This window comes from Streptomyces sp. NBC_01268 (genome assembly GCF_036240795.1).
Classification (GTDB): domain Bacteria; phylum Actinomycetota; class Actinomycetes; order Streptomycetales; family Streptomycetaceae; genus Streptomyces.
On sequence record NZ_CP108454.1, the window covers coordinates 4983181 to 5000134 of the forward strand.

The following is a 16954-nucleotide window of genomic DNA, read 5'->3' on the forward strand; positions in this document are numbered from 1 at the left end:
AGGAGTCACCATGCCCCGCTACCTCTCCCTCGTCCGCATCGAGGAGAACAGCATCGACATGGCATCCGCCGACCCCGGCTTCGAGGAGCGCATGGGCGCGCTCTTCGAGGAGATCACCAAGGCCGGCGTCATGCTGGACACGGCCGGGCTCAAGCCCACCTCCGAGAGCACCCGGGTCTCCTGGCAGGACGGGAAGCTGTCGTACACCGACGGCCCCTTCACCGAGACCAAGGAGGTCGTCGGCGGCTACGCCATGATGCAGTGCAAGGACATGGCCGAGGCGATCGAGTGGGGGAAGCGCTTCCTGGAGGTCCACCCGCCGCAGTGGACGGTGGGCCTGGAGATCCGCGAGGTCGAGGAGATGCCGGGCGCCTGAACCCACGGCCTGGCGGTGCCTGGAGGTGCCTGGCGGTGCCTGGCGGTGCCTGGCGGTGCCTGTCAGTGGGCTGTGCTGTCATGTGAGGCGTGACGGCACAGACGGTCGAGGAGACCCTGGACACGGTCTTCCGGATGGAGTCCGCCCGGATCATCGCCACCGTGGCGCGGATCGTCCGGGACGTCGGGATCGCCGAGGAGATCGCCCAGGACGCGCTGGTCGCCGCCCTTGAGCAGTGGCCGCGGGCGGGCGTCCCGGACCGGCCGGGCGCCTGGCTGACGGCCACCGCCAAGCACCGCGCCGTCGACCTCGTGCGCCGCCGCGAGACGTACGCCCGCAAGCTGGCGGAGGCCGGCCGCGAGCTGACGGAGGAGGCGTACGACCCCGAGCCCTCCGGCCCCGGGGACATCGACGACGACCTGCTGCGGCTGGTCTTCACCACCTGCCACCCGGTGCTCTCCGCCGACGCCCGCACCGCGCTCACCCTCCGCCTGCTCGGCGGGCTGCGCACGGACGAGATCGCCCGCGCCTTCCTCGTCCCGGAGCCGACGGTCGCCGCACGCATCACCCGGGCCAAGCGGACCCTGGCCCGCTCCGGGGTCGCGTTCGAGGTCCCCTACGGGGAGGACCGGGCGGCCCGCCTCGGCTCGGTCCTGGAGGTCATCTACCTGATCTTCAACGAGGGGTACGCGGCGACCGCCGGCGACGACCTGCTGCGCCCGGCCCTGTGCGAGGACGCGCTGCGGCTGGCCCGGGTGCTCGCCGCGCTGATGCCCCGGGAGGGCGAGGTCCACGGCCTGGCCGCCCTGCTGGAGATCCAGGCCTCCCGGACGGCGGCCAGGACCGCCCCGGACGGGCAGCCGGTGCTCCTCGCCGACCAGGACCGGCGGCGCTGGGACCGGCTGCTGATCCGGCGGGGCTTCGCCGCCCTGGCGCGGGCCGTCGAGGCGGACGGCGCCACCGGTCCGTACGCCCTCCAGGCCGCCATCGCCGCCTGCCACGCGCGGGCGACGCGGTACGAGGAGACGGACTGGACGACCATCGCCGCCCTCTACCGGCGGCTCGCCGCCGTCGCGCCCTCCCCGGTCGTGGAGCTGAACCGGGCGGTCGCCGTCTCGATGGCCGAGGGCCCGGAGGCGGGCCTCGCGCTCGTCGACGCCCTCGCCGCCGCACCGGCCCTGGACCGCTACCACCTGCTGCCCAGCGTCCGGGGCGACCTGCTGGCCCGGCTCGGCCGGGAGGCGGAGGCCCGGGCCGAGTTCGCGCGGGCGGCGGAGCTCACCCGCAACGAGCGGGAGCGGGCGCTGCTGCTCAGGCGGGCGGCCGGCGCCGCCGGTTAAGCTCCCCGGCATGTCCCCCCGCACCCCGCTTCCGCCGCCCCCGCCGCCCGCCGAGATACGCAACTGGCCCGACCGCGAGGCGCGGCTGGCCGACCGGGCGCTCGCCATGGACGAGTTGGGGCGCCGACTGCTGGGCGGCGGGCGGCTCGCGCTGTTCCTGGTCTGGTTCGGGATGCTCCAGCTGGGCTGGTCGATGGTGGGCGTGCCGCTCGTGTCCTTCGGCGGGGCCGGCGGGGTGGCGGACCCGATCAGCATGCTGCTCGCGCTGTTCTGCGGAGCCGCCGGGATCGCCGTGCTCGTCCCGGCCGTGTGGCTGACCGTGCGGAGCCTGCGCCGGGACCGGGTGGTGCGCGAGCGGCTCGTGGGATGGGCGGCGCTCGACCGGCACGGGCCGTCCGACGCGCGGCTGCGACTGCCGCTGCTGAGCGCGAGCTGGCTGGTGCTGTCCTTCGCGATGTGCGCGGTCGGGCTGTGGACCGCCTTCGCCGTCCCGCTCAACACCGGCCCGGAAGACGGTGGTTACGGCGCCGTCGCCTACGGCATGGGCGCCGCCCTCATCCTGTGGATCACCGGACTGACCGGCCTCGCGAAGGCCGTCGGGCACTACCGCATGGCCGTCCGCCTCACCGGCCGGCCGGGCGCCCGATCAGCATCGTCGGAGCTCCCGCGACCCGAGTGAGCAGCACCGTCGCCGAGTTGGGGCCCTTGGGCTTCACCTTGCGGCGGATCTCCTCGGGTTCGACGGCGGAGCCGCGCTTCTTCACGGTCAGCACGCCCACCTCGCGCTCACGCAGCAGCGCCTTCAGCTTCTTCAGGTTGAAGGGGAGTTCGTCGGTGATCTCGTAGGCGGCGGCGTACGGCGTCGGGATCAGGGCGTCGGCCGTCACGTACGCGATGGTCGGGTCGATCAGCCCGCCGTCCAGCTCCCGCGCCACCTCGGCGACCAGGTGGGCCCGGATGACGGCGCCGTCCGGCTCGTAGAGGTAGCGGCCGACGGGCCGGACCGCCGGGTCGGGCAGGGTGCCGCCGGTGAGGGTCGCGCCGCCGGGCAGCAGGGTGGCGCGCCGGGCGCCGGGCTCGGTGCCGAACCAGAGCACGGCCTCCTTCACGTCCCCGCCGTCCGAGATCCACTCCGCCTCGGCCTCCTCGGGCACCGCCTCGTGCGGGATGCCCGGGGCGATCTTCAGGGCCGCGTGCGGGGCCTTGCGGGCCGCCTCGACCGCCCAGGACAGCGGCGGCGAGTAGGCCTCCGGGTCGAAGATCCGGCCCCGGCCGCCGCGCCGCGCCGGGTCGACGAAGACGGCGTCGTACGGGGAGGTGTCGATCTCCGTCACGTCGGCGCAGCGCACCTCGATCAGGCCGTCGAGGCCGAGCGCCGCCGCGTTGGCGCGGGCCGCCTCGGCGGTGAGCGGGTCGCGGTCGACGGCGAGCACCGAGATCCCGGCCCGGGCGAGCGCGAGCGCGTCGCCGCCGATGCCGGAGCAGAGGTCCGCGACGCTGCGCACGCCGAGCTCCTTGAGGCGGGCCGCCCGGTAGGCGCCGACGGTGGCCCGGGTGGACTGCTCGACGCCGTGGGGCGTGAAGTACATGCGGTAGGCGTCCTCGGCGCCGAACTTCGCCACCGCCCGCTGCCGCAGCCGGGCCTGGCCGAGCGCCGCCGAGACCAGTTCGGCGGGGTGTTCGCGGCGCAGCCGGGAGGCGACCGCCAGCTCCTGGGCGGGGTCGTAGTCGCGCAGGGCGGCGAGGAGGGCCTGCCCCTCGGGGGCGAGCAGGGAGGCGAAGGCGGCGAGGTCGGTCACCCGACCCATTCTGAGGGGCGCGGGAGGTGTGGGCCGCCCGGGGGACCGTGCGGGCGGCGCCGGTGGTGTCGGGGCCCGGGAGGGGCTCGGCGCTGACAGGATGCGGCGCCATGCAGCTAGTACGACAAAAGGAACAAGTGCGCACCTTCCGATCCGTGCGGGTGGTCGGCGCCGCCCTCCTCGTCGCCGTCCTCGGCTCCGCCTGCGCGGGGCCCGGCGCAGGCGGGGAGTCCGCGTCGCCGAAGCCCGCCGCCGGTCAGCCCCGCGCGCAGAACCCCGCCGGGGCCCTGAACGCGTACGTCGAGCGGGTCCGGGCGGCGCGGGCCGCCCGGGTGGCCGCCGCCAAGAAGTGGGGGCTGGCCCAGCCGCCGCTCGAAGCGCCGGCGCCGCCCGCCGTGAAGCCGAAGATCACCACCCGCAAGGGCTTCGAGACCGACGGGGAGGGGCTGCCGCCGGTCTTCACCACCGTGCCGACGAAGCAGAAGGTCGTCTTCCTGACCATCGACGACGGCGCCGAGAAGGACCCCGCGCTGCTGCGGATGATGAGCGAGCTGAAGATCCCGTACAGCGCGTTCCTCAGCGACTACCTGGTCAAGGAGGACTACGGCTACTTCCGCACGATGCGGGACTCGGGGGTCGCGCTGCACAACCACACCCTCCACCACCGCTATCTGCCCGGGCTCGACTACGCGGACCAGAAGCGCGAGATCTGCGGGATGCAGGACGTCATCCAGAAGCAGTTCGGCAAGCGGCCCGCGCTCTTCCGCCCGCCGTACGGCAACTACAACGAGGACACCCTGCGCGCGGCCGGGAGCTGCGGGGTCAAGGCCGTCCCGCTGTGGGCCTCCGAGGCCTTCCCCGACCACATGGAGTGGCGCGAGTGGGACCGGGACCTGCATCCCGGCGACATCGTCCTCACGCACTTCCGCGGCAAGGAGGACTGGAAGGGCTCCATGCCGGACATGATCCGCCGGGTGATGAAGACGATCACGGCGAAGGGGTACGCGGTGGCCAGGCTGGAGGACTACGTATGAGCCGGGCGCGCCGGCTGGCAGCCGCCCTGGCCCTGACCGGCGCGCTGTTCGCCCTGACCGCCTGCGCGTCCTCGGCCGACCCGATCGACCCGATCGAACGGCTGGGCCGCAAGGCGGCGGAGAAGGTCTCGCCGCGGGTGCCGCACCAGCCGCACCCGCCGCGCGCGGTCCGGGGTCCGTCAGCCGCCCCGTCGGGGTCCGCCGTCCCGGTCAGACCCCTCGCACGGAACCGCGGGCTCCGTCCGCGCGTTCTTCCCGGAGTGCCCCCGCGTCACGCCACGGGGTCGTGAATTGGCACTCCGCTTGACCGAGTGCTAATCGCGGTCATAGTCTCGGCTCTGGCACTCCCCACTGGAGAGTGCCAACGCAGCGACAGGCAGGTCCGGCACCCGCGACGACGGATCCACCTGGTCGCCACCTCAGACAGTTAACCCCGTGAGATCTCCGAAGGGGGAGGTCGGATCGTGACGACCACCAGCTCCAAGGTTGCCATCAAGCCGCTCGAGGACCGCATCGTGGTCCAGCCGCTCGACGCCGAGCAGACCACGGCCTCCGGCCTGGTCATCCCGGACACCGCGAAGGAGAAGCCCCAGGAGGGCGTCGTCCTCGCCGTGGGTCCGGGCCGTTTCGAGAACGGCGAGCGCCTGCCGCTCGACGTCCAGGTCGGCGACGTGGTGCTCTACAGCAAGTACGGCGGCACCGAGGTCAAGTACAACGGTGACGAGTACCTCGTCCTCTCGGCTCGCGACGTGCTCGCGATCATCGAGAAGTAGTCCACCGAAGCACCTGTAAAGCAGACGCTTCACGCCGCGCCCCTGACCCCCTGGTTTCTCCGGGCGTTCAGGGGCGCGGTTTTTTTCCACGATTTCCGAGAGGGCTGAACCGCTTCCATGGCGAAGATCCTGAAGTTCGACGAGGACGCCCGTCGCGCCCTTGAGCGCGGCGTCAACAAGCTGGCCGACACGGTGAAGGTGACGATCGGCCCCAAGGGCCGCAACGTCGTCATCGACAAGAAGTTCGGCGCCCCCACCATCACCAACGACGGTGTCACGATCGCCCGCGAGGTCGAGATCGAGGACCCGTACGAGAACCTCGGCGCCCAGCTCGTGAAGGAGGTGGCGACCAAGACCAACGACATCGCGGGTGACGGCACCACCACCGCCACCGTGCTCGCCCAGGCCCTGGTCCGCGAGGGTCTGCGCAACGTCGCCGCGGGCGCCTCCCCGGCCGCCCTGAAGAAGGGCATCGACGCCGCGGTCAAGGCCGTGTCCGAGGAGCTCCTCGCGACCGCCCGCCCGATCGACGACAAGTCCGACATCGCCGCCGTCGCCGCGCTCTCCGCGCAGGACCAGCAGGTCGGCGAGCTCATCGCCGAGGCGATGGACAAGGTCGGCAAGGACGGTGTCATCACCGTCGAGGAGTCCAACACCTTCGGCCTGGAGCTGGAGTTCACCGAGGGCATGGCCTTCGACAAGGGCTACCTCTCGCCGTACATGGTCTCCGACCAGGAGCGTATGGAGGCCGTCCTCGACGACCCGTACATCCTGATCAACCAGGGCAAGATCTCCTCCATCCAGGACCTCCTGCCGCTGCTCGAGAAGGTCATCCAGGCCGGTGGCTCCAAGCCGCTGCTGATCATCGCCGAGGACGTCGAGGGCGAGGCCCTCTCCACCCTCGTCGTCAACAAGATCCGTGGCACCTTCAACGCCGTCGCCGTCAAGGCGCCCGGCTTCGGTGACCGCCGCAAGGCGATGCTCCAGGACATGGCCACCCTCACCGGTGCCACGGTCATCTCCGAGGAGGTCGGCCTCAAGCTGGACCAGGCCGGTCTGGACGTGCTGGGCACCGCCCGCCGCGTGACCGTCTCCAAGGACGACACCACGATCGTGGACGGCGCCGGCTCCTCCGAGGACGTCCTCGGCCGCGTCAACCAGATCAAGGCCGAGATCGAGTCCACGGACTCCGACTGGGACCGCGAGAAGCTCCAGGAGCGCCTCGCGAAGCTGGCCGGCGGCGTGTGCGTGATCAAGGTCGGCGCCGCCACCGAGGTGGAGCTGAAGGAGAAGAAGCACCGTCTCGAGGACGCCATCTCCGCGACCCGCGCCGCGGTCGAGGAGGGCATCGTCTCCGGCGGTGGCTCCGCTCTCGTCCACGCCGTCAAGGTCCTCGAGGGCAACCTCGGCAAGACCGGCGACGAGGCCACCGGTGTCGCCGTGGTCCGCCGCGCCGCCGTCGAGCCGCTGCGCTGGATCGCCGAGAACGCCGGCCTCGAGGGCTACGTCATCACCTCGAAGGTGGCGGAGCTCGACAAGGGCCAGGGCTTCAACGCCGCCACCGGCGAGTACGGCGACCTGGTCAAGGCCGGCGTCATCGACCCGGTGAAGGTCACGCGCTCCGCCCTGGAGAACGCCGCCTCGATCGCCTCCCTGCTGCTCACGACCGAGACCCTGGTCGTCGAGAAGAAGGAAGAGGAGCCGGCGGACGCGGGCCACTCGCACGGCCACGGTCACTCGCACTGACGCACTGACGCGCTGAAGCGCTGAAGCGCTGACGTCACCGAGGCCCGGTGCCCCCGTCGCGGGGGCACCGGGCCTCGCCCGTTCCGCAGGCGCCGCCGGTCAGGCCTCGACCGCCCCGAGCTGCCCCATCAGCCCGAGCATGTCGTACTGCCACCACCCCGCGACGGCCTTTCCGTCCTCCCGGAAGCGCTGGATCAGCGTGCCGGTCATCTCCACCGCGATGCCGCTCGGCTGGAGCCCCATGAAGTCGCCGCTTTGGGTGCCGTTCCAGGTCCAGCGGGTGCACACCCGGTCACCCTCGGCGATCTGGTCGTCGACGGTGAAGGCGAAGTCGAAGCCGCCCCGCCACATCTCCACCTGGCGGCGTATCGCGTCCATGCCGATGGCGTCCGCCGGGTTGGACGGATCGTGGTCGTGGTACCCCTCGGCGATCACCTCGTCCAGCAGCGCCATGTCCTCCCCGCCGCCGAGCAGCGCGAGGAAGCGCCGCGAGTTCCCCTTGTAGAGGGCCTCGTCGCGGACCACGTCCAGATCGGTGAAGGTCGGCATCTCGTCGCAGAGCGCCACCATCTCCCGGAAGATCCGGTCGGTCTCCGGCAGCTGCGAGTTGCGCATGGCCACGTCGTACGAGGGGAACTCGACGATCTCCACCACGTGGGAGGCGTCGGAGCGGTCCGTGCCCACGATGCTGTGGGTGGCGGTGCGCTTGCCCTTGGTCTGTTCGACCCACTCGTCCATGAGCCGGTTCAGGTCGTCGATCCGGCTGGTCTTGCAGTCGATTATCTGTACAAAACTCATGACGCCTCCCGGGCCGGGGCGGACCCTTCCAGTCTAGGTCCGCGGGCCCGGGGTGCCCTGGCAGCATGGCCCCATGCGCGCCATGGGGGAGGAACCGGGGGAGCGGTCGGTCCGCGTCGACAACGACAGCGGGATCGTCGTGGTCGGGGACGGGAACCGGGTCGTGGTGGGGGCTCCGCCGCCCGTCCGGTCCGCGTACTGGGAGCAGGTCCGCCGCCTCGCCCCGGCCGAACTGTGCGACAGGGAAGTGGAGTTGGCGGAGCTGGCCGCCTTCTGCGGGACGACCGGAACCGGATACCTCTGGTGGCGTGCGGACGCGTGGGCGGGCAAGACGGCACTCATGGCCTGGTTCGCCCTGCACCCGCCGCCCGGCGTACGGATCGTCCCCTTCTTCATCACCGCCCGCTGGGCCGCCCAGAACGACGCGACGGCGTACGTGGACGTCGTCCTGGAACAGCTCGCCGAACTGGCCGGCGAACCCCTGCCCGCCCTCCTCACCGCCGCCACCCGCGAGACCCACCTCCTGCGCCTGTACGGCACGGCCGCCCGCGCCTGCGCCGGGCGCGGCGAACGGCTGATCCTGCTCGTCGACGGCCTCGACGAGGACCGGGGGGTGACCACCGGGCCGGACGCCCACTCGATCGCCGCCCTCCTGCCGCCGGACGCGCGGGTGATCGTCTCCGGGCGCCTCAACCCGCCCCTCCCGCCGGACGTCCCCGACGCCCACCCCCTGCGCGAATCGGCGACCGTCCGCGTCCTGGTCCCGTCCCCGGCGGCCCGCGCGATCCGGTTCGAGGCGGAACGCGAACTGAAGCACCTCCTGACGGCGGGCGGCCTCCCGTACGACCTCCTCGCCCTCCTCACGGCCGCGGGCGGCGGCCTGACGGCGGACGACCTCGCCCATCTGACGGACGGGGTCCCGTACCGGGTACGGGACGTGCTGAGGACCGGCCCGGGGCGGACCTTCGCCCCGGCGGGCCCCGCCTACCTCCTCGCCCACGAGGAACTCGCCGCCCAGGCCCGGGAGATGCTGGGCGAACGCGAACTGGCCCGGTTCCGGGACCTGCTGCACGCCTGGGCGGAGCAGTGGCGGGAGCGCGGCTGGCCCGAGGGCACGCCGGAGTACCTGTTACGCGGGTACGCGGCGACCCTGCGGGCGGCGGGGGACGTCGAGCGGCTGGTCGGCTGCGCGCTGGACGCCGTACGCCACGACCGGCTGCTCGCGGCGACGGGCGGCGACGGGGCGGCGCTCGCGGAGGTCCGGGCGGCGTCGGAGGCCCTCCTCGCGGGCGGCGACCGGCCGGACCTGATCCCCCTCATGCTGCGCCTCGCGGTCCGGCGCGACGACCTGGAGCTGAGCGGCGGCCTCGTCCGGCCCGAACTCGCCGCGGGCTGGGCCGCCGTGGGCGAGGTGGACCGGGCGGTGGCGCTGGCGCGGGCGGCGGGGGACGAGCGGGCGGTGGCGGGGCTGTGCGCGGTGGCGGCGACGCTGCTGCGGCGCGGGGACCGGTACAGGGCCGTCGCTCTCGCGGAGGAGGCGGAGGAGCTGGCGCTGCGGGAACGGGAGAGCCACGCGAGGGACAGCGCGTCGGCGAAGGCCGCCTCGCTCCTGGTCGCGCTCGGGTTCCACGACCGGGCGGAGCGGCAGATCCGGCGGGTCGGCAGCGACCTGGACCGCGACAAGGCGTTGTACGCCCTGGCCGAGGCTCTCTGCACGGCGGGGGAGTACGAGCGGGCCCTCGACCTCGCACGCGGCGAATCGCACATTCGGCTGCGGGCCAACGTGCGCTCCGTGGCGGTCCGGTCTCTGGTCCGGGCGGGCCGGTCCGGGGAGGCCGAGCGGGCGGCGCGCGAGGAGGATCCGAACCGCGCAGTCCGGGCCTTGGTCCTGGTCAGGGCCGCGACCACTCTGAGGGAGGCCGATCAGGGCGGGCCGGGGGCCGTGCTCCTGGCCGAGGGGCTGCGTGAGTGGGGCTCGACGGAGCCGGACGAGGACGGGAAGGGGGTCCGGCGCAAGCTGATCGAGGCGCTGGTCGAGGCGGGAGAGCTCGACCACGCCCGCCGGTCCCGCCACGGTTCCTTCGACGGTATGGACCAGGAGACCTACGCCGCGGCGCTGGCCCGGATCGGCGAGTGGGACCGGGCTTGGGAAGTCGTCGACGGTCTGGGGAGCGTCTGGGCGGAGGGGGCGCTGCTGCAGTTCGCCCTCATCACGGCCGAAGCCGGAGACGACGTGGTGGCCGAGCAGATGGGCGACGAACTGGATTACGTCGAGGACCTGTGGGCGGTCATCGCGACGACCCGCCTGGAACGGGGGGAGCTGGACTCCGTCGAACCGCTGCTCGACCGGCTGGCCGGCACCGGCGGCTTCGACGTGATGGGCGAGTACGTGCGGCGGTTGGTCGAGCGGGGCCGGGTGGCGCAGGCGCGTGCCGTGCTGGCTCGGGTGGGCGGTCCCGAGCACGAACCGTGGTTCGCCGCCCCTCTGATCGGACGGGCGGCGGAGGCCTTGCACGACGCGGGCCACGTCGCCGAGGCGAGGGCGCTGCTCGTCTCGGCCGAGGCGGGGGTCCGCACGCCGCCTCAGGACGACCTCGTGCGGCGACTGGTGCGGTGTGCTCACGCCCTCGCGGAGGCGGGACGGCCGGACGCCGCCGCGGCCCTGATCGACGTCGTGGACTTCGACGAGCAGGACGCCGAGCGTGCCATGGTGTCGGCGCTGCTGGCCGTCGGACGGACCGAGGAGGCCGAGGAACTGGCCTGGGCTGTCGAGGTGGTCGACAGCCCACTCCTGAGGGTCGCCGCCACCTGCGTCCGGCGAGGGGACTTCGAGCGGGCCGACAGGCTGGCCCGCGCGGGCCGGTACAGGTTGGCCGTGGCAGCCGCCGTGGCGTACGCGGAGTCCGGCGACCCGGATCGGGCCGCCGGTTTCGTGCCGGACCTGTCCACCGACCTGGAGGTGATCGAGCTGGCCACCGCACTGGTCCTCGCCCTGGACCTTCAGGGCCGCCGCGAGGAGGCGGAGCAGTGGCTGGACCGGGCCGTGGGGCTGTCCTGGCCGCTGGCGGCGACCACCGCCGTCATGCTGCCGGCGCTGGTCCGCGCCCAACTCGCCCTCGGCCGCCAGGACGAGGCGACCGCGCTGCTGCACCGGGCCACCAGGTCCTGGCTCACCTACTACGGCTCGTCCCAGCCCGAGTACCTGCTCCAGGCCTGGGTCCTGCTGGGCGCCCCCGACCACGCCCTCGACCTCGTGCGGAGGCTGGAGCCGGACGCCGTCGCGCGGGCCCTGCCGTCGCTCGCCGCCGACCTCGCCCGGGCCGGCCAGTACGAGCGCGCCGAGACGGTGCTCGCGGACCTGCACCACCTGGGCCCCCGGTGCGCCACGGCGTACACCGTCCTGGCCGTCGAGCACCCCGACCCGGTCCGCGCCCGCGAGCTCACCGCGCTCGCCCTGCACCTGGGCCCCTGGTACGAGGCGCTGCCCGCGGTACTGGCGTGCGAGCCGGGGACGGTGGAGCAGGTCGTCGCGGAGGGTGAGCGGCTACGGGCCCTGCTGGGCTAGGCGACCCGTCAGGCCGACCGCCCCAGCTCCTCCGCCGTCACCTCCTCCGCGAACGGCTCCCCCCGCCCGTACCGCGCCACCTCCTCGACCGCCTGGTCCGCCATCCGGTGCAGCTCGTTGCCGAGGGAGCCGGCGACGTGCGGGGTGAGGAGGACGTTGGGGAGGGTCCACAGGGGGGAGTCGGGGGCGGGGAGTTCGGGGTCCGTGACGTCGAGGACGGCGTGGAGGCGGCCCGAGCGGAGGTGGGGGAGGAGGGCGGCCTCGTCGACGAGGGAGCCGCGGGCCGTGTTGACCAGGGTCGTGCCGTCGGGCATCGCGGCGAGCTGGGCGGGGCCGAGCATGTGGTGGGTGGCGGGGAGCTGGGGCGCGTGGACGGAGACGACGGTGGCGCGGGCGCAGAGTTCGTCGAGGGGGACGAGCGTCACGCCGGGCGGGGGAGTCGTCACGTACGGGTCGTACAGCAGGATCTCGAAGTCGAAGGGGCGCAGGAGGTCGATGACCCGGCGGCCGATGCGGGAGGCGCCGATGATGCCGATGGTGCGGCGGTAGTTGCCCCAGGCGGTGGACTCGTCGAGCCAGGCCTGGTCGGTGCGCAGCTCGGCGTACTGCTGGGCGGAGCGCAGGACCCGCTTCCCGGCGAGGAGGATCGCGGCGAGCGTGTACTCGGCCACGGGCAGCGCGTTGGCGGCGGCGGCCGAGGTGACCCGGATGCCGCGTGTCCAACAGGCGTCGGTGATGTGGTGCTTGACCGAGCCGGCCGCGTGGACGACGCCCTTGAGGCGGGGGGCGCGGGCCAGGACGTCGGCGGTGAGCGGGGTGGTGCCCCAGCAGGTGAGGAGGAGCTCGGCCTCGGCGAGGGCCGCGGCGACCCTCTCGTCCGGCGCCGTCAGGTCGTGGGCGACGAGCCGCGGGTCGGTGCGGGTGAGTGCGGCGAGGCGGTCGCGGTGGGCGTCGGTGAGGAGGCGTTCGGCGATGCCGGGGCCCATCGCGAGGAGGAGGGAGGGGCGGTTGTCGGTGGCGGGGTGCATCGTGGGATCTGTGCTCCTCACTTGACGCTGCCGGCGGTCAGGCCCGCTTTCCAGTGGCGCTGGAGGGAGACGAAGGCGATGACGAGGGGGACGACGGCGAGCAGGGATCCGGTGACGACGAGGGGGTAGAAGTCGGGTTCGGCGTGGGCGTTGCTGTTCCAGGAGTAGAGGCCGAGGCTCAGCGGGAACAGCTTCTGGTCGGAGAGCATCACGAGGGGGAGGAAGAAGTTGTTCCAGATCGCGGTGAACTGGAAGAGGAAGACGGTCACGAAGCCGGGCATGACCATGCGCAGGCCGATGGACCAGAAGGTGCGCAGCTCGCCGGCCCCGTCGATACGGGCGGCTTCGAGGGCCTCGTCGGGGATGTAGCCGGCGCTGAAGACGCGGGCGAGGTACACCCCGAAGGGGTTGACGAGGACGGGCAGGATGACGGCCCAGTAGGTGTTGACGATGCCGACTTCGCTGGCGAGCAGGTACATGGGCAGGGCGAGTGCCGTGGTGGGGACGAGCACGCCGAGGAGGACGACGCCGAAGAGCTTCTCCTTGCCGGGGAAGTCGTACTTGTCGAAGGCGTAGCCCGCGGCGACGCTGACCAGCGAGCAGGCGAGGGCGCCGATGCCCGCGTACAGCAGGCTGTTCAGGTACCAGTGGAAGTAGATGCCGTCGTTGTAGTCGGCGAGGCGGGTGAGGTTGCCGCCGAGGTCGAAGCCCTCGAAGGAGAAGGCGTTTCCGGCGAGGAGTCCGCCGGCGTCCTTGGTGGCGGCGGTGAGCAGCCAGACGAGCGGGAAGAGCATGTAGACGACGGCGAGGACGAGGGCGCCGTTGACGGCGGTCTTCGACAGCCAGACGGAGGGCGTGCGGGGCGTGCTCATGCGGCCTTTCCCTTCCGGCGGCCGCCGCGACGGCCGGTGAGGCGCGTGACGGCGAAGGAGAGCAGGGCGGCGGTCAGGGCGAGCAGGACGGAGGCGGCCGCGGCGAGGCCGTAGTCGTTGCGGTCGAAGGCCGCGGTGTACGCGTACATGTTGGGCGTCCAGGTGGAGGTGACGGCGGAGCCGGTGCCCTTGTTGAGGATCAGCGGTTCGGTGAAGAGCTGGAGCGAGCCGATGACGGTGAAGAGGGCGACCATCGCCAGGGAGGCCCTGATCAGCGGGAGTTTGATGGAGAAGGCGATCCGCCAGGAGCCGGCGCCGTCGACGGTGGCGGCCTCCAGGACGGAGCGGTCGATGGCCTGGAGGGCGGCGTAGAAGATCACCAGGTTGTAGCCGAGCCACTCCCACAGCGCGATGTTGACGACGGAGGGGAGGGCGCCCTCGGGCGAGAAGAAGTCGAAGCCGATGCCGCCGGCCTCCATGGCCTGGACGACCGGGCTGAGTTGGGGGGTGTAGAGGTAGACCCAGATCAGCGCGGCGATGATGCCGGGGACGGCGTGCGGCAGGAAGAGCGCGAGCTGGAAGAAGCGGCGGGCGCGGGCGAGCGCCGAGTCGAGCAGCAGGGCGAGGCCGAGGGCTCCGGCGAGCAGCAGCGGGATGTAGAGCAGGCAGTATCCGAGCAGCACGCCGAAGCCTTCGAGGAAGGCCCGGTCACCCAGCGCCGCGGTGTAGTTGTCGAGTCCGCTGAAGACGGTCTCGGTGCCGCCGAAGCCGAGTCCCGACTGCTTCTCGGTGAAGAGGCTGAGCCAGACCGCGTAGCCGATCGGCACCACCATCACCGCGGTGAACAGCAGGAAGAACGGGGTCAGCAGGGTCGCGGCGGCGCGGGTGCGGGCCTTCACGGGATCAGCCCTCGACCTTCAGGCCGCGCTTGGTGAGCTCGGCGACGGTGGCGTCGTGGCCTGCCTTGATGGCGTCGGTGATGCCGGGACCGCCCTTGGCGATCTTGCCGAACTGGTCCTTGATGGTGGTGTTGGTGGTGCCGGTGGTCGGTCCCCAGGCCCAGCCGGGGGCGATGGAGGCGCCGGACTGCTCGAAGAGGGCGTAGATGTCCTGGCCGCCGTAGTAGCTCGCGTCGAAGACCTGCTTGGCGACCGGGCGCAGCGCGGTGGCGGCGGGGAAGGCGCTGGAGGTGCCGGAGGCGATGCGGGCCTTCACACCGGCCTCGGTGGTGGACATCCACTCGGCGAACTCGACGGCCGCGGCCTTCTTCTTGCTGTCCTTGGTGACGGCGAACGAGGTGCCGCCGAGCATGCCGCTGGCGGGGGTGCCGTTCCAGTTCGGCATGGGGGCGACGGCCCACTTGCCGCTCTGCTCGGGCAGGGTGCCCTTGAGGACGCCCGCGCCCCAGGAGGCGCCGAGGTAGCCGATGGTGGTGCCGTTCTTCAGGGAGCCGGTCCACTCGGGGCTGAAGGAGGCGTTCTTGTGGACGAGGTCGGCGTCGAGGAGGCCCTGCCAGTAGGAGGCGACCTTGGTGGTGGCGGCGTCGGTGGTGTCGATCTTCCAGGTGTCGTTCTCGGCCTTGAACCACTGGGCTCCGGCCTGCCAGGCCATGGCCTCGAAGGTGGTCGGGTCGTCGGGGAAGAAGGTGGCGATCCGGGCCTTCGCGTCGGCCTTCTTCACCTTCTCGGCGGCGGACTTGAACTGGTCCCAGGTCGTGGGGACGGCGACCTGGTACTTGGCGAAGAGGTCCTTGCGGTAGAAGAACGCCTGCGGCGCGGCGTCGAAGGGCACCGCCCAGCTCTTGCCGCCGAGGGTGGTCAGCTGCACGGCCTGCGGCAGCAGCTTGGCGCGGTCCTGTTCGGTGAACGCGTCGCCGATGTCCTGGAGGGCCCCGGAGGAGACGAACTCGGGGAGCGAGGAGTATTCGATGGAGACCAGGTCGGGGGCGTTGCCCGCCTTCACGGCGTTGGAGATCTTGGCGTAGCCGCCGGCGGTGCCGGAGGGGATCTCCTCGAACTTCACCTGGATGTTCTCGTGGGAGGCGTTGAACGCGTCGACCACGTCCTTGGAGCCCTTGGCCCAGCCCCAGAAGGTGAGGGTCACGGGTCCGGAGGGCTTCGCCGCGGAGTCGTCGCCTCCGCCGCCGCAGGCCGTGAGGACGGCCAGGGCGGTGGCGGTGACGGTGGCGGCTATGAGGGGGGTGATTCGTGGACTGCGGGGCCTACGGGGCCTACGGGACACGGCACGGCTCCTGACACGGCGGCACGGACGGGGTTGGCCGTGATCCTGGAACCGTTCATGACCGAAGTCAAGAGCGAAAGATTGAATGATCGAAAATTGATCAAACCTGAGGAGGGGTGAGCGCCCCGCAGGAGGCCCGCACCCGCAGGCTCGGCAGCAGGCTCAGATGCCGCCGCGCCGGCTCCTCGCCGACGGCCGAGCCCCCCTCCGCGAAGCCTTCCGCGACCCCGGCCGTGCCCCCTGCCGTGCCCCCTTCCGACACTCGCTCCACCAGCAGCTCCGTGGCGTGCCGGCCCACCTGCCGTTTGGGCGGGGCGACCGCCGTCAGCGGGGTGTCGGCGAGCGCGGCGACCTCGTCGTCGTACGCGATCAGGGCCAGGTCCTCGGGCACCCGCACCCCCAGCTCGGCCAGGCGCTGCACGATCTCGATCGCGTCCACGTCGTTGTGCACCAGGGCCGCGCTCGCCCGCCCGGACCCCACCGCCTCGTGCAGGGCCCGCACCGCCCGCTCGAAGCCCTCCGGGTCGCGCTCGGCCGGTACGGAGTCGATCACCGCGCGCGGCGCCTCCAGGCCCAGCGTGCGCAGCGCCTCGGCGTACCCCGCGCGCACCGCCAGCGCCGTCGGGCTGTCCCCCCGGGCCACCAGCAGCGGTGTCGCGTGGCCGAGTCCGAGCAGGTGGCGCAGGGCGAGCAGCACCCCGTGGGAGTGGTCCGACGCCACCCGGTCCAGGCCGTCGAGCGGGGTGCCCGGATCGGCCCGGCGCTCCAGGAGCACCGCGGGCACCGGCAGTTCGGCCAGCCAGTCCCCGTACGCGAGCCGGTCCTCCGGGCCCCGCCAGCCCGGTGCGACGAGCACGCCCTCGGCGCCCGCCGCGAGCAGGCCCTCGGTGCGCGCCCGGTCCTCCTCGGGCCGGTAGTCCGAGATCCGCAGGATGAGCCGGGCACCGGCCCGGGCGGCCGCCTCGTGCGCGCCCCGGATGACCTCGGCGAAGTAGTACGTGGCGGAGGGCGCGAGCAGACCGAGCACCAGGCCCCCGCCGCCCTGCGGGCCCGCAGGGCCCTGGCCTCGGGGCCAGGAGACCTGGCCGTGCACCCGGTCCAGCAGCCCCCTGGCGGCCAGCGCCTCGACGTCCCGGCGCGCGGTGACGGGGGAGACCCCGAGCAGTCCGGCCAGGTCGGAGACGCGGGCCGTGCCGCGCTCGCGCACCAGCGCCAGCAGTCGGTCGTGTCGTTCGGCAGCACTCTCGCGCACGGTGCGGTTCCCCTCGGTTCCCTGGCGGTGGTGGTCGTTCCCCGACCTTAGAGCAGCACGGCCCCAAATGATCGAACGGAGGGAGTTTCGATCATTCGCTCCGTCTCCTCTTGACGTTCGATCGAAGCGT

General features: G+C 72.7%; 15 protein-coding genes. 8 read left to right on the top strand and 7 right to left on the bottom strand.

From position 1 onward, the window contains the following. Positions 1-10 precede the first annotated feature (10 nt). From OG309_RS22525 to OG309_RS22535, 3 genes are all read left to right on the top strand, one after another. Positions 11-376: a YciI family protein gene (locus OG309_RS22525; RefSeq protein ID WP_329423240.1), complete on the top strand. Its 366-nt coding sequence runs from the start codon at positions 11-13 to the stop codon at positions 374-376. A gap of 89 nt (positions 377-465) precedes the next feature. Continuing rightward, positions 466-1716 carry an RNA polymerase sigma factor gene (locus OG309_RS22530; RefSeq protein WP_329423241.1) on the top strand — a complete coding sequence of 417 codons (1251 nt, stop codon included), beginning with the start codon at positions 466-468 and terminating at the stop codon, positions 1714-1716. 10 nt (positions 1717-1726) lie between these two features. Beyond that, positions 1727-2395, top strand: a complete 669-nt coding sequence (locus OG309_RS22535; RefSeq protein WP_329423242.1) for a hypothetical protein — start codon at positions 1727-1729, stop codon at positions 2393-2395. Here the strand turns inward: OG309_RS22535 and OG309_RS22540 are convergent. Beyond that, the gene (locus OG309_RS22540; protein WP_329423243.1) at positions 2340-3524 is read right to left on the bottom strand and encodes a class I SAM-dependent methyltransferase; all 1185 of its coding nucleotides are present in this window, start codon (positions 3522-3524) and stop codon (positions 2340-2342) included. The two genes, OG309_RS22535 and OG309_RS22540, sit on opposite strands and share 56 nt — an antisense overlap. Positions 3525-3625: 101 nt before the next feature. Between OG309_RS22540 and OG309_RS22545 the strand changes: the two genes are divergently transcribed. The 4 genes from OG309_RS22545 to groL all read left to right on the top strand — a co-directional run bounded on the left by OG309_RS22545 (position 3626) and on the right by groL (position 7068). Next, positions 3626-4549 carry a polysaccharide deacetylase family protein gene (locus tag OG309_RS22545; protein ID WP_329423244.1) on the top strand — a complete coding sequence of 308 codons (924 nt, stop codon included), beginning with the start codon at positions 3626-3628 and terminating at the stop codon, positions 4547-4549. Then, complete coding sequence (locus OG309_RS22550; protein WP_329423245.1) at positions 4546-4839, top strand: hypothetical protein; 294 nt, start codon at positions 4546-4548, stop codon at positions 4837-4839. The genes OG309_RS22545 and OG309_RS22550 overlap by 4 nt, the downstream gene beginning before the upstream one ends. A gap of 174 nt (positions 4840-5013) precedes the next feature. Further along, complete coding sequence (gene groES / locus OG309_RS22555) at positions 5014-5322, top strand: co-chaperone GroES (protein ID WP_329423246.1); 309 nt, start codon at positions 5014-5016, stop codon at positions 5320-5322. A gap of 117 nt (positions 5323-5439) precedes the next feature. Next, positions 5440-7068 (top strand): chaperonin GroEL, encoded by a 1629-nt coding sequence (groL, locus tag OG309_RS22560; protein ID WP_329423247.1) that lies wholly within the window; start codon positions 5440-5442, stop codon positions 7066-7068. Between the two features lie 99 nt (positions 7069-7167). On the opposite strand, the gene OG309_RS22565 is transcribed toward groL, so the two are convergent. Continuing rightward, positions 7168-7866: an ester cyclase gene (locus OG309_RS22565; protein WP_329423248.1), complete on the bottom strand. Its 699-nt coding sequence runs from the start codon at positions 7864-7866 to the stop codon at positions 7168-7170. 73 nt (positions 7867-7939) lie between these two features. Between OG309_RS22565 and OG309_RS22570 the strand changes: the two genes are divergently transcribed. Next, positions 7940-11431, top strand: a complete 3492-nt coding sequence (locus OG309_RS22570) for a hypothetical protein (protein ID WP_329423249.1) — start codon at positions 7940-7942, stop codon at positions 11429-11431. 8 nt (positions 11432-11439) lie between these two features. On the opposite strand, the gene OG309_RS22575 is transcribed toward OG309_RS22570, so the two are convergent. From OG309_RS22575 to OG309_RS22595, 5 genes are all read right to left on the bottom strand, one after another. Next, positions 11440-12459, bottom strand: coding sequence for a hydroxyacid dehydrogenase (locus OG309_RS22575; protein ID WP_329423250.1), 1020 nt, complete (start codon positions 12457-12459; stop codon positions 11440-11442). Between the two features lie 17 nt (positions 12460-12476). Next, complete coding sequence (locus OG309_RS22580; RefSeq protein WP_329423251.1) at positions 12477-13331, bottom strand: carbohydrate ABC transporter permease; 855 nt, start codon at positions 13329-13331, stop codon at positions 12477-12479. Further along, the gene (locus OG309_RS22585) at positions 13328-14230 is read right to left on the bottom strand and encodes a carbohydrate ABC transporter permease (RefSeq protein ID WP_329423252.1); all 903 of its coding nucleotides are present in this window, start codon (positions 14228-14230) and stop codon (positions 13328-13330) included. The genes OG309_RS22580 and OG309_RS22585 overlap by 4 nt, the downstream gene beginning before the upstream one ends. Positions 14231-14234: 4 nt before the next feature. Continuing rightward, the gene (locus OG309_RS22590; protein WP_329428489.1) at positions 14235-15536 is read right to left on the bottom strand and encodes an ABC transporter substrate-binding protein; all 1302 of its coding nucleotides are present in this window, start codon (positions 15534-15536) and stop codon (positions 14235-14237) included. Positions 15537-15672: 136 nt separating this feature from the next. After that, positions 15673-16824, bottom strand: coding sequence for a substrate-binding domain-containing protein (locus tag OG309_RS22595; RefSeq protein ID WP_329423253.1), 1152 nt, complete (start codon positions 16822-16824; stop codon positions 15673-15675). Between the last annotated feature and the right edge of the window lie 130 nt (positions 16825-16954).